The organism is Rhodoferax sp. GW822-FHT02A01 (genome assembly GCF_038784515.1).
In the GTDB taxonomy this organism is placed as follows: Bacteria; Pseudomonadota; Gammaproteobacteria; order Burkholderiales; family Burkholderiaceae_C; genus Allorhodoferax.
Genome location: NZ_CP152376.1, coordinates 5,390,437 through 5,414,500, shown reverse-complemented (window position 1 = coordinate 5,414,500; position 24,064 = coordinate 5,390,437). Strand labels below are relative to the sequence as shown.

The window sequence follows — 24,064 nt, the reverse complement described above, 5'->3', positions numbered from 1 at the left end:
TCGAATGGTTAAAAATATTCAAGCCCTGAGAGGCATTGCCGTCATGCTGGTGTTGCTGTCGCATCTTACGGTGATCGAGCAGAAATACTTTTCTGGCAATCATCTGCTGCCAGAGTTCTTGTCAATCGGAATCTCAGGTGTGGACATCTTCTTTGTGATTTCTGGGTTTGTAATGGTTTCGGTCACCCGGGGGTGGCACTCAAAGGTGCGATTGTCCGCGCTCTTTTTGTACAACCGGCTTTCGCGCATATTTCCGATGTACTGGTTCTATAGCGTCATCGTGCTTGGCGTATTCTGGTTGCAGCCTACGTTGGTAAACAGTGCGCAGGGTAACCAGATCCGGATTTGGGAGTCGTTTCTGCTTCTGCCCTTGCCGCAGGGGACCTATCCATTGTTGGGCGTGGGTTGGAGCTTGATTCACGAGATGTATTTCTATCTGGTGTTTGCCGTCCTGCTTCTGTTTCCACAGCGTTTTCTGAACGTGACCCTGTGCCTTTGGGCTGTCGCAGTTCCACTGTTTTTCGCCTCGCAATGGGGAGCCCGGGTGCCCTTGGTGCAACTTGTGACACACCCATTGACTTGTGAGTTCATTGCAGGATGCTGGATCGGGCTTGCGGCGACGCGTTCTGTGCTCCGATATGCAAAATCAGCGTTGTGGCTGGCGCTAGCTTGGTGGGTGGTGGCCTATGCCATTTTTGCAACGCATATTGGCTGGGGAATGGCTCCAGTTGATTGGCGACGCCTACCTGTATTTGGTATTCCAGCGGCACTTCTGTGCTACGGTCTCGTGGCAGTGGAACGGGCTGGAAGTCTGCTTCCAGCTTGGTTGCGTTCGATTGGCGACAGCTCGTATTCAATCTATCTGTCGCACGTGCTCGTCATCTCTGCCTTGGGCAGACTCTGGGGCGTTTTGAAAGTAGGAAGCAACGAGTTGAATGGTCTGGCACTTGTGTGCGTATTCCTATGCGCTCTGATCGCGGGACATATCAGCTACCGCATGCTGGAGTTGCCACTGCACAACCGAACCCGCAGGCAATCAATAGGCCTCAATGTCAAACCAGTGACTTAGCGCTGTTCGGTAACTGCCTTCACCGCAATCCACTTGCCACCCTTGAGCTCCAGATCATATTTCTCCAGGGACTCCAGTCGATAAGACTGGCCACTGCGTACGCCGCTCTCAATGGTGACCGCTTCGATATGGAGCTTGTTGCAGCCACCCATGTCGCGCGCGCTGACTGCGGGGCGGCGGCTGCTGAACTGCTCCAGATCCGCCAACGCCTTGAACGTGCTTTCGGCCAGTTCGCTGCGATTGAAGCCCAACTCGGCCACACCACCGTCAGAGCGGCGGACGCGGGCGGTGATGGCGGCATCTTGGGCGAATTTCTGTACGAAATCATTGGCATTGCGAACCAGGATGGCACCATCCAGTTCGGCCAGCCATTGGTCAGCGATCTGCCGGGCATGGCAACCCGAGCTGTCGGTGCTGGGCGCAAGGGTTGGGGCTGGTGTATTCGCCGGTGCGGGGGCGACCGGTTTGGGTGAGGGGGCCGGAGCCGCAGTCTTGTTTACTTTGGGTACGCGGCCACTTTTGACGGCCTCATCCATGCTCTGGCGGGCCAGTGCTTCCAACTGGTCATCAAATGCGCCCGGCACATAGAAGGCGGGCACGCGATCAAGAATCTTGGGCATCAACACGGTAAGCAGGGCGCGTTCACGCAGCTTCTCAACGACGGGCGCAAAGCCGACCTTGCCGGGGTCCACCGCCACTTCGCCCACCGGGGACTGCAACACGGTGCCACCCGATACGACCTTGTCATACGTGCCTTCCGGTTGGTCCATGTCCACCGACATTTCGGTACTGATCACAAAGGGTTCATGGTCGGTCCCGCGAATACCTACGGTGGCCGACGGCGTGGTCAGCTTGTAATTTTCCTTGCTGCTGAAACTGAGCCAGCCCGAAATCATGCGCAGTGCGCCGCGCAGAATATGGATGGTCTGACCGTCCGTCGCGGAGCCCTTGGCGGCGAATTTTTCCACCACGAAGATGGCGTTGGGCCGGATCGCAATCACGCCCGCATCATCGGTCTTGAGCACGGCTTCACCGGTGCTGCTGGCCTGTACCCGCTCGCCCACGTACACGGCGTCACCCATCTTGAGCTCATGCGTGGTTGCGCTGCCCAGGCTTCTAGCCGTCACCACACCACGAACCTGGAAGACGGTGGCGAAATGCTCCTGAGCATGTGCCGGCAGGTTCAGCAACAGACAGATCAGGGCCCATAGCGGGATTGAAATTTTGCGTAAATGGTGTCGCATGACATACCTCAAGAACCAAACACCCCGCAGTCGCTGCCTTCAATGCATGCCAGTCAGATAAAAAGCTGCCCAATAGTAGGGATGGGGAAACTTTTTGCGGGTCTCCAATTGTGCGCCTCGCAGGGCCTCATCTGGCGTGTTCTTTGCCAAATTACGGTACATCTGGGCCATGAGCTGTCCGGTGGACTCGTCATCCACCTTCCATAAAGATGTCACGACCGAGCTGGCGCCGGCATAGAGCAGGCCACGCGTCAGCCCGACCACATCGTCTCCGCTGCCCACCGCACCCAGGCCGGTCTCGCAGGCCGACAGGGTGACCAGCTCGGCATCCAGGCCCAGTTCATACATGTCGGAAACGGTGAGGCGGTTGTCCTGCCCTTGGGGTGCCGACAACAGCAAGGCGGAGGCCAGCGGCTGTTGGGCGTCAAACTCGCCGTGGGATGCCACATGCACATATTTGGCAGAGGGCGCCAGACGGGTGAAAGCCTCCTTGGTGGCCCTGTCCCTGAGCAGCAGATTGGGTGTGGCCAGAAGACTGGCGACCGTCTGTGCTTCATTTTGCGCACCGGGCAAATCCATGTCGGGGTTGTGCAGGTCCGGGTTGCCCAGGACCAGGCTCTGGCCTGCGTCATTGGAGCGATGGGGTCGCAGGAACTGCAGCACGCTGGCACTGGGCAGCATGCGGATGGAATACCGGTCTACCAGGTACTGGTCACCATCCATCAGTGCGGCAAAGGGCAGGTAATGCAGCGCGCCATGGGCCACGATGGTCAGCTTGGGCGTACGGATGCGGCTGGCGACGGGCGCTATCAGCCGCTGGTACATGGCGTTCAACAGAGGTTGCACATCCAGTCGTTTGCTGATGCTGGCGCGCAACCTGCGGACGTCTTTTTCCAGGTCGGTGCTGTCAATCTTCTGGGCGGTAATACCTTCTCGTTGCACCACCAGTACGAACATGTCGCCGCCATGCGCAAAATAGGCCAGCAAGGTTTCATCCGCCGACAGCAAGGCCTGGATTTCCTCCGGCCTCAGTGCCTTGACCGATACCAGGCCACGCAACTCGGCGGGCATGCGAACCGACTGCACACCGCGTTCGGCAGATTCGACACTGCGCACACGGGACAAGGACTGTTCGCGCAGCTGCACGTCTTTTTGGTTCACCTCGGCCAGCGCCTGCGCAATGTTGGCGTCCTGCTGCCGTTCGCCGGCAGGCGCGCCAAAGCGCTGCTTGCTGGCCAGCATGTCCACCAGTGCCCGTGACTTGCTGCGTTCCACCACTTCCAGCGCTTCGGGGTAGCGGCCTTGGCTGAAGAGCAGTGCCACCAGCTTGGCATACACATCCTGCTTGTCGCCTATGAAGCCGATCTTGTTGGCCTCGGTGTTGATGCTGGCACGTTGACTCTCGATGATGGTAAGTGCCTTGCGGTAGGCTTCTATGGCCTGGTCGTGGGACTTTTCCTTTTCGAGGATGTCGCCGTAGTCGGCCAGCACCATCCAGTGGATTTCGCTATTGGCCGCGATCTGAGGAATCTTCAGCATGGATTCAAACCCGCGCCTGGCACGTTCGCGCTCGCCCAATTCGAGCAAGGCCTTGTTTTCCATGTAGGCGCGCGGCAGCTCAATCCAGACCCAGTTGTTTTCATTGCGCAGGAAGGCGCCGGTGGCCAGGTTGTCCAGAAACTTGCGCAATGGCAGGGTCTTGTCCAATGCCAACGCATCCAGTGCTTCCGGCCAGTAACCCAGGGACATGCTCACCCGGGCCTGTGCCAGGGACTTGGCACCTATGGCTTCGTCATCGCCCAGCACGCTGACTGGGACTCTGCGGATTTCTCCCAGCAGACCATCGGCCTGATAGCGCTTGTTCAGGTTCTTGAGCGCAATGGCCTGCACGGCCAATGCCTGGATGAGGATGTCCTTTTCACTTTCCCCATCCTGCTTGTACCAGTCGCGCGCGTGCTGTGCCTGCTGCACCGCGTTGTCGTACTGTCCGAGTTCAAGCGCCGTCTCGGCGCGCATCAGGAAGGCCGTAGGCGTGGCGTCGTCCAGACCGAACAAGCGGGTTCTCTTGTCCCGTGCCGTGGTGAGCGCGGCTTCGAGCGAGTCCAGGCATTTGTTGATCTGGTCGTAGCGTTTGAGTTTGAAGTAGCCATAACACAGCGCATGCCAATCCGCCACTTTCATGGGCCCGGCATTGGCCTGCGCCTGCAGACCCTTCACCAGCTCGTCAAACGCGCCCCGTCCCGCCAGCGAAACCTGCTCGTTGCCGCTGAGCGCCGCGTGGGCACCCGTGGTCCAGGTGCCCAGGACCACGAGGCCGCAGGCCAGAAGGCATGTGATGGAGCGCATACAAATACCGGCAGAAGCAGCGTGGCGTCAAACTGCCGTGCAGTCATTTCTCCAGCTCGATCAGAACCAGTAGCCGAAGTTCATCCGTGAGGCGGTGATGCCATTGTCGCCGGTGAGGTAGCTCAGGCCAGCGCGGAAATAGGTACGTGCCGTATTGGCGCCCTTGTTGGTTCCCAGCGTGATGCCGATCTCCTGGTATTGGTTGGAATACAGGGTGGAGCCGGTGTAGTTGGTAATGATGTAGGAGAACTCAAGCGCCTGCTTGGGGCCGAACAGGGATGTGGGCATGGAGAACAGCACGCCATTGCGGAACACCGTGTTGGTGACCTTGGGGTCCACCGAGTAGTCGCCCACGCTCAGTTGACTCGATTGCAGGTAACCCACCATGTTGCCGATGGCCAGGTCATAGCCGTCGAGCTTGAGGGTGTACTGGCTGGTGAGGGAGGCGGCCATCATGGCGGCCGCACTGCCCAGATCCACGCTGCCGGTCACGCCATAACCAATGGCCGGCATCAGCGACCATTCGTCGGTGATCGGTGTGCGGTAAGACACACCGAGATTCACGCCATAGGCCTTGGCACCTGCAGAGTCGCTTTGCGAGATCGGCATGTAGAAAGTCCACTGCTTGCGTGGGTCCAGATCAGAACGGATGGTGTAGGACAGCGGCAGGGCCACGGTATCGGTCTTGACGTGTCCCGTGTCCGTTGACTGCAGGGACAGCCCTACGCCGACCAGGTTGTTGCTGGAACTGCCTTGCTCGTCGGTGCTCTTGATGTTGGAGGCGAACTGCGTGAACCCGCGGTCAAAGTCATCCGCCACCATGCGACTCTGCAGGGAGCTCGGGTTGCCTGCAACCGGGCTGATGGGGGAATACTGCGTCAGCTTCTGCTGAATGCCGCTCAGAATGTCGCTGCCGTTGGCCTTGAGGTAGTCGAACAGATCACTCTTGTTGCCGTCCCGTGTGGACTGCGCGTTGAAGCTCTTGCTGATGTTCAGCCCCGGAATGTTCAGGTCCACTTGCGTCGAATTGGTGATGGTGCTGATGACGATGGGAAAGCCCAGATAGCCCGCACGAATCACGGCTGCAGAATTCGCGTTGTACTGCGAGTTGATGTTACTCAGTCCTGCTGTGGTCAGCTGATTCTTCAGATCCTCCAGTGTGGTCGCGCCAAAGGGGTTGGATACGGTGCCGCCTGTGACCGTGACGTCGTTTCCTGAGACGGTGTATCCGCTGTTCACACCTACCACTAGATCAAATGCCTTGCCCGTAAGCAGAGGGTCTGCATGGCTTGCACACCAAGGTGCTGCGCCTAGGGTCAATACCAGTCCGAGACGGGCGGAGAAAGTGAAAGCCGAGTGGTTACGGGTCATCAGAATTACCTCCAAGCAACAAAATTTATCTAGTTGGAAGTTATTCTGCACCATGTTGCTCCGTTTGGAGCAAGCCTTACTTCAAGATTACTTTACGGAAGAAAATATGAACGATCGTACTATTTCAATAGCCAGTCACGATGGCCGTAGTTTTGACGCCTATATGTCACTGCCACCCACCGGGCGCGGCCCGGGTCTGCTGATCCTGCAGGAAATCTGGGGCGTCAATGCGCACATTCGCGCAGTGGCAGATCAATACGCCATGGACGGCTATGTAGTGTTGGCACCCGATGTGTTCTGGCGCCAGCAACCCCGTGTGGACCTGGGCTATGACGAAGAGGGTTCCAAGCAGGCTCGCAACTACATGATGAATCTGGATGCGCCCAACACGGTGCTGGACCTGCAATCCGCTGCACAGGTCTTGCGGGGCTTGCCTGAGCTGGACGGTGCTGTCGGTGCGGTGGGGTATTGCATGGGTGGTCGCCTGGCCTATGCGCTGGCGGCCACCGGTGCCATCGATGCGGCGGTGTGCTACTACGGCGGACGCATCCAGGACAACCTCGGTATTGCGCCCTCCATCCAGGTGCCCATCCTGTTTCACTATGCCGAGCGCGATGCGCACATTCCTATGACTGCGGTGGAAGCGGTCAAGGCCGCCTTTGCCGGACGCAGCAATGCAGAGTTCCACGTCTACCCCGGAGTCGACCACGGTTTCAATTGCTGGGGCCGGCCCATGTACAACCAGCGCGCCTCGGCACTGGCCCATGGACGCACGCTGCAATGGCTGGCTGAAAAACTGGTTTGAGCGCAGCCCCTGAGAGCTTCCGTTCCGACCTGATGCGCTGGCGGCAATTGGTGAGCGTGCCATGGCTTGCCAAGCTGATTGCGGGGCGGCAAGTCGCTGCCGCGCCGGCGCACAGTTGGAAACTTTTCGAAGTTGCCTGTGATGGACGAGCGGCATATCGGGAGAGCCACATTCCTGCTGCGGGCTATCTCGATACGCTGCAGTTTGAAAACGCTCCGCTGTGGAACAAGGTGGCGGATGCGGAGTTGCTCCGCGTGATGGAAGAAGCGGGAATCGGCCCACACACCACCATGATCCTGTATGGACGCAACACACTGGCCGCGGCGCGCGTGGCGCATCTGTTGCTGTACGCCGGGGTGCAGGATGTGCGGCTGCTCGACGGTGGTTTTGATGCCTGGTGCGCAGCGGGGCAGCCGCTCCATCGTGGAGACGAACAGCAGTCCATTGTTTCTGTATCGCATGGGGCTTGGCCCGGCAGTTTTCCTGCGCGGCCCGAGCTCTTGTTGGACATGGATCAGACCAAGAAACTGCTGGATGATCACCAAGGTACCCTGGTCAGCATACGCAGCCGTGCCGAGTTCATGGGTGAGACTTCGGGCTACGACTACATTGCGGTGCGGGGCGAAATACCCGGCGCCCTGTGGGGGCACGCGGGCCGCGATGGCGACGTCAACCACATGGGTAGTTTTCAATTGCCCGATGGGCGCATGAAGCCTGCGGCCGACATCGCTGCGGTCTGGGCTGAAGCGGGCATTCACCCGCACATGCACATCGCTTTTTACTGCGGCACCGGCTGGCGCGCATCACTGGCCTTTTTCTATGCCTGGCTGATGGGCTGGGAGCACATTAGCGTGTACGACGGCGGTTGGCTGGAGTGGAGCAGTGACCCGGCCAATCCGGTGGTGTGCCGGTGCGATATGCCCTAGCGGCATTGGCTCCGTCATCACCGCCGCTGCTGGCCCCACGCTGGTGGAAATCTGCGTCTAAATTCGGGTCACCATGAATACCCGCGATCCACGTTTTGACATCCTCTTTGAGTCGGTCCAGATCGGTCCGGTAAAGACCAAGAACCGTTTCTACCAAGTGCCCCACTGCAACGGCATGGGACACGGCAAGCCACAGTCCCTGGCCGCCATGCGCGGCGTCAAGGCCGAAGGGGGCTGGGGTGTGGTGTGCACTGAGGAAATCGAGATCAGCCCCTACTCCGAGACCGCACCTTACATGGAGGGGCGGCTGTGGGACGAGCGCGACATCCCGGCCTTGCGCCTGATGACCGACGCCTGCCATGCGCATGGCGCGCTGGCCGGTGCCGAGCTCTTCTTCAACGGCTATGCCACGGCCAACCGCTACAGCCGCGAGATTCCCATGGCACCCTCGCATACGCCGGTCAAGGCCAACGACCCCATCCAGGCGCGCACCATGGACAAGCGCGACATTGCCAACGTGCGGCGCTGGCATCGCAATGCCGCCCTGCGCGCGCGCGACGCTGGTTTTGATCTGGTGTATGTGTACGCTGGCCATGACTTAGGGCTGCCCATGCACTTCCTCTCGCGCCGCACCAACCGGCGCACCGATGAATACGGCGGCAGCCTGGAAAACCGCGTGCGCTTTCTGCGCGAGCTCATCGAGGACACCAAGGACGCGGTGGGCGACCGCTGCGGCGTGGTGGTGCGTCTGGCGGTGGACCAGTTGCTGGGACCGCTGGGTATCACCTCCGCCAACGAAGGGCGCGATGTAATTGCGCTCTTGGCCGAGCTGCCGGACTTGTGGGACGTGAACATCGCTGACTGGTCCAACGACAGCCAGACCGCACGCTTCTCGCAGGAGGGTTACCAGGAGCAGTACATCGCCCACGTCAAGCAGCTCACCACCAAGCCGGTGGTGGGCGTAGGGCGCTACACCTCGCCGGATGCCATGGTCTCGGCCATCAAGCGTGGCGTGATGGACCTCATAGGTGCGGCCCGGCCCAGCATTGCAGACCCGTTTCTACCCGCCAAGGTGGAGCAGGGGCGCATGGACGAAATCCGCGAATGCATAGGCTGCAACATCTGCGTGACGGGCGACAACCTGTGCGTGCCCATACGCTGCACCCAGAACCCCACCATGGGCGAGGAATGGCGCAAGGGTTGGCATCCGGAACGCATTGCAACTGCGCAGTCCAAGGACTCGGTGCTGGTGGTGGGCGCCGGCCCTGCCGGTCTGGAGCTCGCGCGGGCGCTGGGTCAACGTGGCTACGAAGTGGCCCTGGCCGATGCCGGCAAGCGCGTGGGTGGCCGGCTGCTGAACGACGCCGCGTTGCCCGGCCTTTCGACCTGGATGCGCGTGGCTGACTGGCGTATGCAGCGCATACAGACCATGTCCAACGTCAACCTGTATCTGGACAGCCGTCTGACAGCGGATGACGTGCTGGTCTTTGGCTTCAACCGCGTCTTCGTGGCCACGGGTTCCACCTGGCGCAAGGACGGGCTGGGGCGACAGCACCGCGCACCGTTGATCGACACCGCCGACGCTGCGTTGGCGCCGCGCATCTTCACCCCAGATGACGTATTTTCCGGCGCCGCCATTGCGTCGCCTGTAATGGTCTATGACGATGACCACTACTACATGGGTGGAGCCATTGCCGAGCAATTGCGCAGACGAGGGCTGGAAGTGCATCTGGTCACCCCCAGCGTCAAGGTGTCCGAGTTCACCGACATGACCATGGAGCAGCACCGCATCCAGAGCGGTCTGCACAAGCTGGGCGTGCAGATCCGTACCAACGCCGAGGTGGCCGCCATCCAGACCGACGGCGCCGGGTTGGCGGTGGAACTTTGCGACGTGTATTCGGATGCGCGCACCACCCTGCGCTGTGCCAGTGTGGTGATGGTCACCATGCGCGACCCGGCGGATGCCTTGTATGTGCAATTGCAGGCGCGTGAGGCCGACTGGCCCACAGCCGGCATACGCAGCGTGCAGGTGCTGGGTGACGCTTATGCGCCGGGTACCGTTGCCGCCGCCGTGTATGCAGGGCACCGTGCCGCACGGGAGCTGGATGCGCCAGCCTTGCCGCTGGACACGGTGCCCTTCCAGCGAGAATTCATCCGGATAGGAGAGGCGACGCGCTAGCGCGCCACCGGGTTCAGGCAGTCTGCAACTGCACCTTGGACTGCTTGCGCAGGCCCAGGGTAATCAGCAACATGGTTGCCATTAGGGCCGCGACCACATAGTAGGCCTTGGCAAAGCCTTCCACGCCACCACCGCTGAAGTCGGCCAATGCGCTGATGGTGGCGGCTGCGGTCAGCGTGCCCACCGCGGTGCAGATGTTGATCAGCCCCTGGGCTGCGGCGCGCACGTCCTGCGGTGCTTCGTCGATGGCGATGGAACGTAGCGCACCGCCTACCACGATGCCCACACCCAGACCGACCGGAACGGACGCGACCAGAAACAGCCACAGTCCGAAGGAGGTGATGGCGGTCAACCCGTAGCCCAGCGACAGCATGGCAAAGCCCAGCAGAATCATGGTGCGTGCGCCCAGGCGATTGAGCAGCCTGCCGCCGCCGCCAGAGCCCAGCATGGAACACACCACCATGGGCAGCAGCACAAAGCCGGCGTGCTGCGAGGTCACGCCATAGGCATGGGTGGCAATCGAGGTCAGGAAGATCACGCTGCCCATTCCGTAGCCCGCGCCCGCGGCCAACAGATAGGTTGTCGCAAGCTGGCGGTTTTCAAAAAGGAAGATGGGAATCAGAGGTTGTGTCGCGCGCCGCTCCACCACGACCAGAAGTGCCAGCAACAGCGCCACTGCCAGCAGTAGCCAAGGCCACAGCGCTGAGCCCAATACCGGGTCCACCAACGGGTCCAGTACGCGGGTGATGCCCAGCACCAGGGCGCTCAGCAGAACAAAGGTGACGGCAATACCGGTGACATCCAGCGGTGCCTGTGCGGCTCTGCTGCGGTGCTGAGGCAGCACTTTGGCGCCCAGGTAGAGGATGACGGCGGCAATCGGCAGGTTCAGCAGAAAGATCCAGTGCCAGCTCAAAGCCACCATGAGGGCGGACGCCAGCGGGGGGCCGAGTACAAAGGCCATGCCGTAGGTGGCCCCGATCAGGCCCAGCATCTTGCCGCGCTTCTCGGGTGCAAACATGTCGCCCACCACGGCACTGGCCGTGGGCGTGATGCCCCCGGCACCCATGCCCTGCACCGCTCGGCTGGCAACCACCATCCAGAAACTGGGAGACAGGGCGATCAGCAGGGAGCCCAGGGCGAAGACCGACACACTGAAAAGGTAGATCGGGCGGCGCCCGTAGCGGTCGCTCAAATTGGCCATGAGAGCCGTGCTGCACAGTGAAAACAGCACAAATACGCTCATCACCAGGCCGACCGCGCGGTTGTCCACACCAAAGGTTTCGCGCAGCACGGGAATCGCCGGCCCCACGATGGCGGTGTCCAGCGCGGCCATGAAGACCCCGGTGAAGAGTACGGCGATCAGCCCCTTGGGCGGCGCGTTTTCATCCGGCTTAGCAGTGACTGACATGGACTCCCACTCGTGAACATCGCTCAGCGGATGCGTGGCCGATTATAGGAGCGCCCAGATGGCAGGCGCTGCCCTGCGTGCGGGGCCGCCAAGCGCAGTGTTACTTGCAGGACCATTGCTCCGACGTGACCCAGCGGCACTTGGGATCAAAGCCGGCATGGCCACCTGGGTCCAGCACGGGCGGAGGGGATTCCGTGGCGGGTTTGGGCTTTTCTACTTTGACGGATTCGATCAGGCGCCGCGTCTGCTCCTGTGTTTCCAGATCGCGCAGGGCGATCTCCAAAGCCTTGCCCCTGGAATACCCCTCCTTCACATGCTGGCGCGTACGCGACTCGACGAAGGCAATGAGGTCATCGCGGCGTCTTGCGCTTCTGGGATTGAGTTCGGGATGGTCCCGCTCTGCCTGTTGCAGGGCCTTCTGGTATTGCCGCGCCTCTTCGGATTTGGCGGTGTCAACCTTTGGGGGCGGGTTGGACGGTGGGGCACTGGCCGCCAATGCCGGTGGCGCCGGTTCCGAAGCTGGCACAAGCGGTGCCGATGCGGGCGCCTCAGATGCAAGTGCCACAGCGGGTTGCGCCATCGCCACGGGAGTGGCCGCCTTGAGTGCTTGCGTCGGGCGCATGAACCAGTAGCCACCAAAGCAGAGCAACACAAACAGCACGCTGCCAAGAACGGTCACTACGGCAATAGAGCGAGAGGCCGTCGTTGCAGATGCCGCAACCTGGGGTGCCGCAGACAAATCCTCTTGCGGCTGGGTATCCGCAAAATCAGTTCCGCCCGTTGCCTGCCGGGCAGCGAGTGGCCGAAAACGTGCTGCGGCCAACGCCTCAATGCGCGCCTGTACCTCCTGGCGCTGCGCTTCTTCTGCGGCTTTCAATTCGGCAGCAATGGCGACAGCTTCGCTGGCTTCCCGGGCCGCTTTGGCTGCATGTTCGGCCATTGCCTGCTCTTCCTTGAGCCGCCAGGCCAGCCGCCGTGCTTCTTCTGCGTCCAGATCGCGCTTGGTTGCCTGCCAGGCAACTTGCTCATCGTGCTTCTTCTTGCTCGCCGGATGGGTCAGCGTGCGATACGCCTCGTCCAGCAATTTGAGTTGTTCTGCCAGGGACCCTGCGCTGTCCACCCCTGGGTCGGATTGCAGTTTTTGCAACCGTGCCCTGTAGGCCTGCGCGATCTCCATCTCGGTGGCTGCACGCGTAAGCCCCAGGATTTCGTAATAGTTCCGGAATCGTTCCATGACGGCTTGTTTCCCCCTTCAAGCCGTCAAGATTATTCCATCAAGGCGTCAGGTTCCCGAAAGCGACTGGGCGATGGAACGCTTGAACGGCGTGACCTTGTCGCTCACGCGCAGCAGCACTTGGCGCGCCAGTTTGGCTGCCATGGATTCGCGGGTATATATCTCCACGATCAGACGCGTCATCCAGAACAGGGGCAAGGTGGCACGCTTCTGGCGGCCCTCGTAGCGCTGCAGCAGGCTGGTGCTGCCGATGTCGCCACGGGTGTGCAGTGCGGTGGCGATTTCCCGTGTCAACGCGTCCACGCTGAGCAGGCCGAAATTGAATCCGTGTGCGGTCACCGGATGCATGCCCACCGCCGCGTCCCCCACGGTGGCAAAGCGCTGTGCCACCAGCCGTTGTGGGTACACGGCTACCAGCGGGTAGTTGTGGCGGGTGCTGCACAGCTGCATGGCGCCCAGGCGGTGGTTGAAGCGCTGGGCCACGGCAGCGTTGAAAGCGTCCGGCTCCATCTGCATGAGCGCTTCAATGGCGTGACTGGGCAAGGTGATGACCACCGACGCACGGTGTGCCCCGGTTTCCGGATGCGGGTTCATGGGTAGCAGCGCCAGTGTCTGGCCGTAGCCAAACCACTCCCAAGCGGCAAAGTCGTGCGGCTTCTCGAAGATCATGGCGCAGACCAGCATGTTCTTGCCGAAGTCGTGCATATGGGCGGCAATGCCCATCATGCGCCGCGTGCTGGAGAAGCGGCTGTCGGCTGCCACCACCAGCTTGCTGCGCAACGCTTGGCCGCTGGCCAGGGTGACGGTGGCTTCGCTGGCGGAAGTGCGTACATCGCTGACCTTTGCTCCGGTGAGTAGGGTGATGTCCTTGTTGGCATTGGCAGCATGCTGCATGCCTTGCCAGGCGGCGCGCCGTATCAGGTGGTTGGACACCAGCCAGCCCAGCTCCGTTCCTTTGCCCAGCTCGTGGCCAATCGTCATGGAGAAGATATTCGGTCCGTCAATGACCTTGGCGTCCTTGAGCGGTGCGATGTCCTTGCCGTCCATCAGGTCCCACAAGCCCAGCCCTTTGAGCAACGTGGCGGAGCGCTGGGTGAGTGCGATTTCCCGCCCGTCAAAAATGGGCGCCTCCAGCGCTTCGCGGTCTTGCTGCTCGATCAGCAGAATCTTGAGTTTGCGCCCGCTGAGCGACTTGGCCAGGCACAGGCCGGCCGGGCCAGCACCCACAATGATGACGTCTGCATCCATAAAGGGAAATTGGTTTTCTGATCCGAAGCCGCGAGGCTAGCGCTTTGCCGTGACCGGTCTTTGCTTTTGGTCAAGGGATTTGCAATTGCAGGCGTTATCATCCGGCCATGTCGCGCCTGCTCATCCTGTTTCTGATCGCCTTGCTGCCCTTGCGCGGCTGGACGGCGCAGCGCATGGTGCTGGACATGAATGCGCCAGCAGTTGTTGTCAGCATGCAGCAGCAGAGCGGCATGAGCGAAGACTGTGCACTGCAGATGCAGATGGCGGCCTTGTCCCATGGCGATCAGGACCCAGGCGCCACGCAGCACGCGGGCTGCCAATCCTGCGATATCTGCATGCCCTTGGCGGCATTGGATGAGGCCCCTGAGATGGCCTTGAAACCAATTCCCCACGCAGTACCAGTACGCCAACCAGGCACCTTCGAGAGCGCCGAACCCACGCGCTACACCAAACCACCCATTTCCTGACTTCCACGCCCTAGGTGCGTCCGCAATTTGCGGCACGCGTGGTCCGGGCCGCAAAGGCCCATCAAGTCAGGAGTTTTTTCATGAATCGCTGGATAGTTTCGCTGGCGCTGCTGTGCGCCACGTCCGTATGGTCTGCACCCGAGTGGGTGCGTGGAGAAGTCACCAAGATCGCGCCCGAAAAAGCGCAGGTCACCCTCAAGCACGAAGCCATCAAGAGCATGGGCATGGAGGGCATGACCATGCCCTACAAGGTCCGTGATGCGGCGCAGCTCAAGGGCTTCAAGCCTGGAGATGCGGTGCGCTTTACCGTGCAGATGCAGGGTGACCAGATGGTCATCGAAGCGCTGGAGCACGCCAAGTGAAGCAGCCATTGCTGCGCGCGGTTGTCGCCACGGCGGCCGCGCTGGTTGTGGCGGGCGCCGCCGCGCAGTCTGATACCAACCCGCCCGGCGCCACGGTGGAATCGCTGTTGGAGATTGCGCGGCAGAACAACCCGGAGCTGGCCACCATGCGCCATGAGGCGGATGCCGCACAGGAGCGTGTGGCGCAGGCGGATGCGCTGCCCGACCCGCGCTTCAAGCTGGAGCTGCAGGACGTCACCCGCATGGGCGCGCAAAACCCCACGCTGTGGCCGTCCGACGTGGGCAGCACGCGCTACACCCTGTCGCAGGAACTGCCCTGGTTCGGCACGCGTGAGCTCAAAAGTGCACAGGCCCGGTACACGGCACAGGGTGCGCAGACTGCGGCGCAGGGCGTGTGGGTGGATCTGGCCTCGCGCATCAAGCTGGCCTACGCCCAGCTCTACTTTCTGAGCCGCAGCCAGCGCCTGAGCCAGGAGATCCTGGGGTTGATGCAGACCTTGGAGCAGATGGCCCAGGTGCGCTACGCCGCCGGCCTGGCGCCGCAACAGGACGCCATCCGCGCACAGACCGAGCAGACCGCCATGAAGAGCGAGCTGATTGGCATGCAAAGTGAATTGCGCCAGGCGCGTGCCCGCTTGAACGGCTGGCTGGCGCGCCCTGCGCAGGCCGAACTGGCCGAGCCGCAGAGCCTGCGCGCCTTGCCGCAGCCCGACCTGCTTGACGCTGAGGCGCTGGAGCAGCGTGCCCGTGCGCGCAATCCGCAGCTGGCGGCCGACGAGGCGCGTGTGAGCGCAGCGGATGCGGGGCAGGCGCTGGCCATGAAAGGCCGCTATCCCACCTTGACCGTGGGCATCGCGCCCACGCAGTTCCAGAATGATTTCAAGACCTGGGACCTGATGCTGGAGATGAACATCCCGCTCTGGCAAGGCACACGCCGCGCGCAGGAGCGCGAATCGGTCGCCATGGCGGAAGCCGCACGTGCGCGGCGCGACACCACGCGCAACCAGCTGCTGTCGGACTTGAACGAGAACCTCGCAGCACTGCAGAGCGCGCAGCAGACGGAAGGCCTGGTGGCCAGCAGCCTGCTGCCGCAAGCCGAGCTGACCCTGCAGGCTGCACTGGTGGGCTACGAGGCCGGCAAGGTGGACTTTGCCACCGTACTGGACGCGCAGCGCCAGATCCGTCAGGCCAAGCAAACCCGCATCAAAGCCCAGGCCGAAGGCCAGGCGCGTCTGGCGCAAATCGAGCGCCTTCTGGGAGAAGACCTATGAACAAGAACATCACGGTACTGGTAGCTGCCCTGGCGCTGGCCGGCATCGCCGCAGGCGGCGGAGTTTGGTGGGGAACGCACCATGCACAGGCAACGTCATCTGCTTCCGCCGAAGCCATGGCTCCGGCCGCGCCCAAGGAACGCAAGATCCGTTTCTACCGCAACCCCATGGGCTTGCCCGACACCTCGCCCACGCCCAAGAAGGACCCCATGGGCATGGACTACATCCCTGTCTATGAGGGGGAGGAAGAAAGTACACCCGCCACCGCCAACCAGCTGCAGTTCAGCGCCGACAAGGTGCAGAAGATGGGCGTCCGCACCGAAGCGGCCGCCTTGCGCGTGTTGGACAAGGCGGTGCATGCAAGCGGCCGCGTCGAGCCCGATGAGCGGCGCAGCTACACCATTGCACCGCGCTTTGAAGGCTATGTGGAAAAGCTGCATGTCAATGCCACGGGGCAGTCCGTAGCCAAGGGGCAGCCGCTGTTTGAAGTCTATGCACCGGATCTGCTGGCCGCGCAGCGCGAATACGCCATTGCCGTGCAAGGGGTGCAGAACCTGGCCCAGGCTGGGCCCGATGCGCAAAAGAGCATGCAGCAACTGGCCGACGCCAGCCTGGCACGCCTGCGCAACTGGGATGTGAGCGAGGAGCAGATCAAGGAACTCACGCGCTCAGGCGCTGCCAAGCGCACGCTGACCTTCCGCTCGCCGGTGAGCGGGTTTGTGTCGGAGAAGAAGGCCGTGCAAGGCATGCGCTTCATGCCTGGAGACGTGCTCTACCAGGTCAGTGACCTGTCGTCGGTGTGGGTCGTGGCCGATGTGTTCGAACAGGATATTGCCGCGGTGCGCACCGGCGCCCGGGCGCGGGTGACCATCGATGCCTATCCCGGCAAGACGCTGGATGCGGCGCTGACCTATGTCTACCCCACGTTGAACGCCGAAACGCGTACCGTGCCGGTGCGGCTGGAGCTGGCCAACCCGGGCGGCTTGCTCAAGCCCGGCATGTATGCGCAGGTGGAGTTGGCCGTGGGTGGCAAGGCGCGGGTGCTGACGGTGCCCCTGTCCGCGGTCATCGACAGCGGCAAGCGCCAGCTGGTTCTGGTGCAGGTGGGTGAGGGACGCTTTGAGCCGCGCGACGTCAAACTGGGCGCGCGCAGTGACAACTACCTGGAAGTGCTGGAAGGCGTGAAGGAGGGCGAGCAGGTGGTCGTCTCCGCCAACTTCCTGATCGATGCCGAGAGCAATCTGAAGGCCGCTGTGGCGGGCTTTGGTGCAGCGCAAACCAGTGCACCCGCTGCGAGTGCAACCGGTCATGAGGGCGTGGGCAAGGTGGTCGAAGTGGACACCAAGACCCAGAGCGTGACCATCAGCCACGGCGCCATTGCCAGCCTGAAGTGGCCGGCCATGACCATGGACTTCCAGCTGGCCAACGGCGCGCTGCTCAAGGACCTGAAGCCCGATGCGGCCATCCGCTTCGAGTTCGTGGAGCGTGGCAAGGGCGAGTGGGTCATCACCCGCATCACCCCGCAAAACAGGTAGCCGCCATGCTTGCAAACATCATTGACTGGTCCGGCCGCAACCGCGTGCTGGTGTTGCTGGCCACGCTGTTCGTAACGCTGGCGGGCGTGTATGCGGTGCTCAGGACTCCGCTGGACGCGCTGCCGGATTTGTCGGACGTGCAGGTCATCGTCTATACCGAGTTCCCGGGTCAGGCACCGCAGGTGGTGGAAGACCAGGTGACGTATCCGCTGACCACGGCCATGCTCTCGGTACCCAAGTCGCGCGTGGTGCGTGGCTTCTCGTTCTTCGGCGCCTCGTTTGTGTACGTGATCTTCGAGGATGGCACCGACATCTACTGGGCGCGTTCGCGGGTGCTGGAATACCTGAACTTCGCCGCCGGGCGCATGCCCCAGGGCGTGACGCCTTCACTGGGGCCGGACGCCACCGGTGTGGGCTGGGTCTACCAGTACGCTCTGGTTGCCAAGAACAAGACCTTGGCCGAGTTGCGCACCATCCAGGACTGGTATTTGCGCTACCAGTTGGCCAAGGCCCACGGCGTGGCGGAAGTGGCGTCCATTGGCGGTTTCGTGCAGACCTACCAGGTCACGGTAGACCCCATCAAGCTGCGGGCCTACGGCATCCCTTTGAACAAGGTGTCGCAGACCATACGCGACTCCAACCGCGACGTGGGTGGACGGGCCATCGAGATGGCCGAGACCGAATACATGGTGCGCGGCAAAGGCTATCTGCGTGGCGTGGGTGACATCGAGAACCTGGTGCTCAAGAGCGACAAGGGCACGCCCGTGCTGGTGCGCGATGTGGCGCGGGTGGAGTTGGTGCCGGATGAGCGGCGTGGCGTCACCGAACTCAATGGCGAGGGCGAGGTGGTCTCGGGCATTGCCATGGCGCGCTACGGCCAGAATGCGCTGGAGGTGATCTCCAACATCAAGGACAAGATTGCCGAGGTATCTGCCGGCCTGCCCGAAGGGGTGAGCATCATCCCCGTGTATGACCGCTCCGACCTGATCCACCGGGCCATCGAGACGCTCAAGCACACCCTGCTGGAAGAGAGCCTGATCGTGGCGGCGGTGTGTGTGGTCTTTCTGCTGCATGTGCGCTCGGCGCTGGTGGCCATCCTGATGCTGCCGGTGGGTGTGCTGATCGCCTTCATTGCCATGCACCTGTTGGGCATGAACTCCAACCTCATGAGCCTGGGCGGCATCGCCATCGCCATCGGCGCCATGGTGGACGCGGCCATCGTGATGATCGAGAACGCGCACAAGCACATCGAGCGGCTGCAGCCGGGCGAGTCCCGCGCCCAAGCCATTGTGGCGGCCTGCAAGGAAGTGGGGCCTGCGCTGTTCTTCTCGCTGCTGATCATCACCGTGTCGTTCCTGCCGGTGTTCACGCTGGAGTCGCAAGAGGGGCGGCTGTTCTCGCCGCTGGCCTACACCAAGACCTTTTCCATGGCGGGCGCAGCCCTGTTGTCGGTGACGTTGGTGCCGGTGCTGATGATGCTGTTCATCCGCGGCCCGGTAATGCCGGAGAACAAAAACCCGGTAAACCGTTTCCTGATCTGGATCTACCGGCCCATCATCGCCTGGGTCATGCGTTGGAAGAAGCTCACCATTGCATTGGCGCTGGTCATTCTGGGTGTTTCGCTGGTCCCGGCGTCACAGCTGGGTTCGGAATTCATGCCCACCTTGAACGAGGGCACGCTGCTGTACATGCCGTCTTCGCTGCCGGCCATGTCCATCACCAAGGCCGCGCAATTGCTGCAGACGCAGGACAAGCTCATCAAGAGCTTCCCCGAGGTGGAGTCGGTCTACGGCAAGGCCGGACGCGCCAACACGGCGACCGACCCGGCACCCACGGAGATGTTCGAGACGGTGATCAACCTCAAACCCGAATCGCAGTGGCGCGCGGGCATGACCACCGACAAGCTGATCGCCGAGCTGGACAAGGCGCTGCAGTTTCCCGGTGTGTCCAATGCCTGGACCATGCCGATCAAGGCGCGCATTGACATGCTGTCCACCGGCATCCGCACGCCCATAGGCATCAAGGTATTTGGCAAGGACCTGAACGAGATGGAGCGCCTGGCCAAGGAGATCGAGGCGGTGGTGAAGAAGGTGCCGGGCACGACCTCGGCCTTTGCCGAGCGCATTACCGGTGGCTACTACATCAACATCGAGCCGGACCGCACGCAACTGGCTCGCTACGGTCTGGCCGTGGGTGACCTGCAGGATGTGATCGGGACCGCGCTGGGCGGCGAGATGGTGACCACCACGGTGGAAGGGCGGGAGCGCTTTGGTGTGACCGTGCGCTATCCGCGCGACCTGCGCGCCAACCCGCAGCAGATTGCCAGCGAGATCCTGGTACCCACCATGGGCGGTGCCATGATTCCCCTGGGGCAGGTGGCCAAGGTGGAAATCGCCCGTGGCGCGCCCGGCATACGCACCGAGAACGCGCTGCTGTCGGCTTACATCTATGTGGACATCCGCGACCGGGACATTGGCAGCTACGTGAAGGAAGCGCGCAAGGCCGTCAACGACCAGGTGAAATTCCCCAGCGGCTACTACGCCACCTGGAGCGGGCAGTTCGAGTCCATGGAGCGGGCCACGGAAAAAATGAAGATCGTGGTGCCGGTCACCCTGCTCATCATCTTCCTGCTGCTGTACCTGAACTTCCGGCGCCTGACCGAGACGCTGATTGTCATGCTCTCGGTGCCGTTTGCGCTGGTGGGCGGGGTCTGGCTGATGTGGGCGCTGGGCTACAACCTGTCAGTGGCCGTGGCCGTGGGCTTCATTGCCCTGGCCGGGGTGGCCGCCGAAACCGGGGTGGTGATGCTGATCTACCTGGACCACGCCTGGGAGGCTGCGCAGCAGCGGCGCCAGGCGGAAGGTGCTGTCGCAGGTCCGCAGGACCTGTATGACGCCGTCATGGAGGGTGCCGTGGAACGCGTGCGGCCCAAGATGATGACGGTCGTGGCCATCATGGCTGGGCTTTTGCCCATCCTGTGGGGCACTGGCACCGGGTCCGAAGTGATGAGCCGCATTGCTGCGCCCATGGTGGGCGGCATGGTGTCTTCCACCGTGCTGACGTTGGCCGTGATTCCGGCCCTCTACGCCCTGGTCAAGCAGTGGCGCATGGCGCCACGCTGAAAGGCCGTTTTAGTGGACAGTGCGTGCTGCAGCGGCCGCTTCGATTTCGTGGCGGTCCGCAGCGGCAAACAGGTCTTGCGCGAAGTCGGGGTCCTTTTGCTGGATTTCGGCAGCGTAGGTACGCAGTTGCTCGGCTTCTTCGTAGGCCGTCAGAGGCTGGGCGGGAGCCACGGGCGCCACGGCGGTGCGGAAAACCGCAGTTGCCAAGTGCTTGAAGGCGACGCCGACTTCAGCCAATGCGCCTACGATGTTGCTGTCACCGGTACGGGACAGGGAAGAAGCGGTAATTACGGAACTGGACATGAGATCCTCCTAAGAAAAGTGATCGTGTTGCAGTGCAGTATAGGGTAAACCCTAGTGTTCTTCCTAGGGTTTACCCTAATCCCATTATCACTTAGAGGGTTTTCGGTTGCTTGTGCGCAACAGCCCAGGGTGGCTTGGGTTCAGGACAGATCGTTGTGCATGCGGTCACGCCGGGCCAGATCCGGGAAAAGCTTGAGCCAGGCTGCCGCTACCAGCATGGTGCCAATGCCACCGGACACGACGGAAAACACCGGTCCAAAGGCAGCGGCGACGGCGCCCGATTCAAATTCGCCCAACTGGTTGGAGGCTCCGATGAAGATGGAGTTCACGGCCGAGACGCGCCCGCGCATCTCATTTGGCGTCTCCAGCTGCACCAGGGTGCTGCGTGTCACCACGCTGATGTTGTCGGCCGCGCCGGTCACCAGGAGTGCAAACAAAGACAGGCCGAAACTGTGAGACAGGCCAAACACCAAGGTGGCTAGGCCGAATAGGGCAACAGCGATCAGTAGCTTCTTGCCCACTCTGTGCTGCAGGGGCCAGCGCACCAGCACCACAGAGGTCACCAGGGCGCCGACCGCCGGGGCAGAGCGCAACATACCCAGTCCCAGCGGGCCGGTCTGCAGCATATCGCGCGCAAAAATCGGCAGCAGCGCGGTCGCTCCGCCCAGGAGTACGGCAAACAGGTCCAGGCTGGTGGCACCCAAAATGACTTTGTGCCGCCAGACGAAGCCCACACCGGCCAGCACGCTGCGCCAACTGGCGGATCCCTGCGCCGGTACGTGCCGGTACCGGATCGTGAGCGCCAGTGCGGCTGCTACCAGCAGCAAGCCGGCACTGCAGGCGTAGACCGTGGCGGGCCCGGCGCCGTAAAGCAGGCCACCCAGCGCGGGCCCGCAAATGATGGCCACTTGCATGGCTCCCGAACTCAGCGTGAGGGCGCGTTGCAGCATGGCGGTGGGCACCAGTTGCGGGGTCAGCGCCTGCTGGGCCGGCATCTGGAAGGCGCGGGTCATGCCCAGCAGCACCGAAATGCCCAGGATCAGTTCCCGGTTGGCAAACTGGAAGTGAACGGCCAGAAGCAACAGCAGCGCCGCAAAGGCCAGCATCGCCATGCAGACCGAGAAGATGTGGCCCCGGTGCACGCGGTCCGCCAGATGGCCGGCGGGCAAGGTGAGCAGCAGGGCCGGCACAAACTGGAACAGCCCCACCAGACCCAGGTCCCAGGCGCTGGAGGTGATGTCGTACATGTGCCAGGCCAGCGCCACCATCAGCATTTGCAGCGAGGTGGTACCAAACAGGCGTGCCAGCCAGAAGCGCACAAAGCTGCGCTGTGCAAACAGCTCCTTAAGACTCCCGTCGGGCATGGCTTGCAAGCCCTGCCTTACAGGGGAGCGGCTTCGTCGGTTCCCTTGCCGCGCGGGCTGATGCTCAGGGTGGATTGGCGCACGGCGGCTTTTTCACCGGCGCTGGCAAACTTGCTGTGTTTGCCCAGCACGCCAACCATCTGCGCGTAGACGCGTGGATTGCCTGCCAGGCATTCCTGCTGGTCCAGGAAGTCTGCTTCGCCCGAGAAATTGCCTACCAGACCGCCTGCTTCGGTCACCAGCAGGGAGCCTGCCGCCACGTCCCAGGGTTGCAGCCCCTTCTCGAAGAAGGCATCGGTGTAGCCAGCCGCCACATAGGCCAGGTCCAGAGCGGCAGCGCCCGGGCGGCGCAGACCGGCGGTACGGCGCATGACTTCACCCATCATCACCAGATACTGGTCGAAGTCGTCACCCTGGCGATAAGGGAAACCGGTGGAAACCAGCGCTTCCTTGAGCTGGGTGCGCTTGGAGACGCGGATGCGGCGGTCGTTCAGAAAGGCGCCACGGCCCTTGGTGGCGGTGAACAGGTCATTGCGGGTCGGGTCGTACACCACGGCTTGTTCCACTTTGCCGCGCACGGCCAGGGCAATGCTCACGCAATAAGTGGGCAGGCCGTGGATGAAATTGGTGGTGCCGTCCAGCGGGTCGATGATCCAGACGAATTCGGAGTCCTGCGCGCCGTGTTCCTTGCCCGACTCCTCGGCCCAGATGCCGTGACCGGGGTAGGCGGTGAGCAGGGTTTCTATGATCGCGGCTTCTGCGGCCTGGTCCACTTCGGTGACAAAGTCATTGGCCTTTTTTTGCGACACACGCACGGACTCGATATCGAGAGCGGCGCGGTTGATGATGGAACCGGCAGTGCGGGCGGCCTTGATGGCCACATTGACCATGGGGTGCAGATTGAGCGACATAGATTGTGGGGGGAAGAACAGGTGATACCGCGGTGGCGATGCAGGCGGCGACAATAGTCGGATTTTACCGGTTTCCATGCAGACACGTTTTATCCTCATCCAGACCAGCCACGCCGGCAACGTGGGCGCAGCCGCCCGGGCCATGAAAACCATGGGTTTTGACGACCTGGTGCTGGTGGCGCCGCGCTGGGCCAATGTGCTGCGCCGGGAGGAAACCATCCAGCGTGCCAGCGGTGCCCTGGATGTGCTGGAAAAGTGCCGCATCGTGGAAACATTGGACCAAGCGCTGGAAGGCATGACACATCTGTGTGCCACCGCCATGACGCCACGCGACTTTGGCCCACCGACCACCACGCCGCGCGAGCACTTCAGCCAGCTGGCGGCGCGCATGGTGCAGGAGCGTAGCGAAACCGCTAAGCCCCAGCACGAAGGCATAGCCTTCCTGTTTGGCTCCGAGCGCTTTGGCATGCGCAACGAGGACGTGTACCGCTGCAACGTCTGCCTGAGCATTCCCAGCAACCCGAAATTTGGCTCGCTCAACATCGGAGCTGCCTTGCAGGTGATTGCCTATGAATGGCGCCTGGCACTGGGCGGATTTGCCGAAGCACCCGCCCTGCCGCAAGGCGCGGCCAAGGTGGCCGATGCGGCGCAGGTCAGCGGCATGTTGGCGCATCTGGAGCAGGCGTTGGTGGCGCTGGAGTTTCTGGACCCCGCGGCGCCCAAGAAGCTCATGCCGCGCCTCAACGCCCTGTTCAACCGCGCCGAAGTTACGCAGGAAGAAATCCACATCCTGCGCGGCATCGCCAAGTCGGTGCTGCAGCTCGCTGGCAATTCCACCCCGACGGCGTTGTCAAAAGCAGACCCGCTGCCCGAGCCCGGGCGCAGCGTTTAGACTCTTC

Annotated in this window: 19 protein-coding genes; 10 read left to right on the top strand and 9 right to left on the bottom strand. The window is 62.2% G+C overall.

Going from position 1 to position 24,064, the window contains the following annotated elements:
* The first annotated feature begins 4 nt into the window (after positions 1-4).
* On the top strand, positions 5-1,069 hold the full coding sequence (locus AAGF34_RS25535) for an acyltransferase (RefSeq protein ID WP_342618520.1): 1,065 nt from the start codon (positions 5-7) through the stop codon (positions 1,067-1,069).
* Here AAGF34_RS25535 and AAGF34_RS25530 read toward each other — a convergent pair.
* Genes AAGF34_RS25530 through AAGF34_RS25520 form a run of 3 tightly spaced genes read right to left on the bottom strand, consistent with a single transcriptional unit; the run spans position 1,066 to position 6,030 of the window.
* Complete coding sequence (locus AAGF34_RS25530) at positions 1,066-2,313, bottom strand: hypothetical protein (RefSeq protein ID WP_342618519.1); 1,248 nt, start codon at positions 2,311-2,313, stop codon at positions 1,066-1,068. The two genes, AAGF34_RS25535 and AAGF34_RS25530, sit on opposite strands and share 4 nt — an antisense overlap.
* Before the next feature lie 39 nt (positions 2,314-2,352).
* On the bottom strand, positions 2,353-4,659 hold the full coding sequence (locus AAGF34_RS25525) for a CHAT domain-containing protein (protein WP_342618518.1): 2,307 nt from the start codon (positions 4,657-4,659) through the stop codon (positions 2,353-2,355).
* Between the two features lie 60 nt (positions 4,660-4,719).
* On the bottom strand, positions 4,720-6,030 hold the full coding sequence (locus AAGF34_RS25520) for a hypothetical protein (RefSeq protein ID WP_342618517.1): 1,311 nt from the start codon (positions 6,028-6,030) through the stop codon (positions 4,720-4,722).
* Positions 6,031-6,136: 106 nt separating this feature from the next.
* Here AAGF34_RS25520 and AAGF34_RS25515 point away from each other — a divergent pair, with 106 nt between their 5' ends.
* From AAGF34_RS25515 to AAGF34_RS25505, 3 genes are all read left to right on the top strand, one after another.
* On the top strand, positions 6,137-6,835 hold the full coding sequence (locus tag AAGF34_RS25515) for a dienelactone hydrolase family protein (RefSeq protein ID WP_342618516.1): 699 nt from the start codon (positions 6,137-6,139) through the stop codon (positions 6,833-6,835).
* Positions 6,832-7,761 carry a rhodanese-like domain-containing protein gene (locus AAGF34_RS25510; RefSeq protein ID WP_342618515.1) on the top strand — a complete coding sequence of 310 codons (930 nt, stop codon included), beginning with the start codon at positions 6,832-6,834 and terminating at the stop codon, positions 7,759-7,761. The genes AAGF34_RS25515 and AAGF34_RS25510 overlap by 4 nt, the downstream gene beginning before the upstream one ends.
* A 73-nt stretch (positions 7,762-7,834) precedes the next feature.
* Positions 7,835-9,940: an FAD-dependent oxidoreductase gene (locus tag AAGF34_RS25505; RefSeq protein ID WP_342618514.1), complete on the top strand. Its 2,106-nt coding sequence runs from the start codon at positions 7,835-7,837 to the stop codon at positions 9,938-9,940.
* 13 nt (positions 9,941-9,953) lie between these two features.
* Here AAGF34_RS25505 and AAGF34_RS25500 read toward each other — a convergent pair whose 3' ends face one another.
* From AAGF34_RS25500 to ubiM, 3 genes are all read right to left on the bottom strand, one after another.
* Positions 9,954-11,348, bottom strand: coding sequence for an MFS transporter (locus tag AAGF34_RS25500; protein ID WP_342618513.1), 1,395 nt, complete (start codon positions 11,346-11,348; stop codon positions 9,954-9,956).
* A 100-nt stretch (positions 11,349-11,448) separates the two neighbouring features.
* The gene (locus tag AAGF34_RS25495; protein ID WP_342618512.1) at positions 11,449-12,582 is read right to left on the bottom strand and encodes a J domain-containing protein; all 1,134 of its coding nucleotides are present in this window, start codon (positions 12,580-12,582) and stop codon (positions 11,449-11,451) included.
* 48 nt (positions 12,583-12,630) lie between these two features.
* Complete coding sequence (gene ubiM / locus AAGF34_RS25490; protein WP_342618511.1) at positions 12,631-13,830, bottom strand: 5-demethoxyubiquinol-8 5-hydroxylase UbiM; 1,200 nt, start codon at positions 13,828-13,830, stop codon at positions 12,631-12,633.
* Between the two features lie 107 nt (positions 13,831-13,937).
* On the opposite strand from ubiM, the gene AAGF34_RS25485 reads away from it, so the two are divergent.
* The 5 genes from AAGF34_RS25485 to AAGF34_RS25465 all read left to right on the top strand — a co-directional run bounded on the left by AAGF34_RS25485 (position 13,938) and on the right by AAGF34_RS25465 (position 20,587).
* Positions 13,938-14,297, top strand: coding sequence for a hypothetical protein (locus tag AAGF34_RS25485; protein ID WP_342618510.1), 360 nt, complete (start codon positions 13,938-13,940; stop codon positions 14,295-14,297).
* A gap of 80 nt (positions 14,298-14,377) precedes the next feature.
* Positions 14,378-14,659 carry a copper-binding protein gene (locus AAGF34_RS25480; RefSeq protein WP_342618509.1) on the top strand — a complete coding sequence of 94 codons (282 nt, stop codon included), beginning with the start codon at positions 14,378-14,380 and terminating at the stop codon, positions 14,657-14,659.
* The gene (locus AAGF34_RS25475; protein ID WP_342618508.1) at positions 14,656-15,930 is read left to right on the top strand and encodes a TolC family protein; all 1,275 of its coding nucleotides are present in this window, start codon (positions 14,656-14,658) and stop codon (positions 15,928-15,930) included. The genes AAGF34_RS25480 and AAGF34_RS25475 overlap by 4 nt, the downstream gene beginning before the upstream one ends.
* Positions 15,927-17,465, top strand: coding sequence for an efflux RND transporter periplasmic adaptor subunit (locus AAGF34_RS25470; protein ID WP_342618507.1), 1,539 nt, complete (start codon positions 15,927-15,929; stop codon positions 17,463-17,465). The genes AAGF34_RS25475 and AAGF34_RS25470 overlap by 4 nt, the downstream gene beginning before the upstream one ends.
* A gap of 5 nt (positions 17,466-17,470) precedes the next feature.
* On the top strand, positions 17,471-20,587 hold the full coding sequence (locus AAGF34_RS25465; protein WP_342618506.1) for an efflux RND transporter permease subunit: 3,117 nt from the start codon (positions 17,471-17,473) through the stop codon (positions 20,585-20,587).
* A 9-nt stretch (positions 20,588-20,596) separates the two neighbouring features.
* On the opposite strand, the gene AAGF34_RS25460 is transcribed toward AAGF34_RS25465, so the two are convergent.
* From AAGF34_RS25460 to AAGF34_RS25450, 3 genes are all read right to left on the bottom strand, one after another.
* Positions 20,597-20,890, bottom strand: coding sequence for a hypothetical protein (locus AAGF34_RS25460; RefSeq protein ID WP_342618505.1), 294 nt, complete (start codon positions 20,888-20,890; stop codon positions 20,597-20,599).
* Positions 20,891-21,030: 140 nt separating this feature from the next.
* The gene (locus AAGF34_RS25455; RefSeq protein ID WP_342621182.1) at positions 21,031-22,254 is read right to left on the bottom strand and encodes an MFS transporter; all 1,224 of its coding nucleotides are present in this window, start codon (positions 22,252-22,254) and stop codon (positions 21,031-21,033) included.
* Positions 22,255-22,271: 17 nt separating this feature from the next.
* Positions 22,272-23,165 (bottom strand): inositol monophosphatase family protein, encoded by an 894-nt coding sequence (locus AAGF34_RS25450; RefSeq protein WP_342618504.1) that lies wholly within the window; start codon positions 23,163-23,165, stop codon positions 22,272-22,274.
* Between the two features lie 76 nt (positions 23,166-23,241).
* Between AAGF34_RS25450 and AAGF34_RS25445 the strand changes: the two genes are divergently transcribed.
* A complete protein-coding gene (locus AAGF34_RS25445) occupies positions 23,242-24,057 on the top strand; it encodes an RNA methyltransferase (RefSeq protein ID WP_342618503.1) in 816 nt (271 codons plus the stop codon).
* Positions 24,058-24,064: the final 7 nt, after the last annotated feature.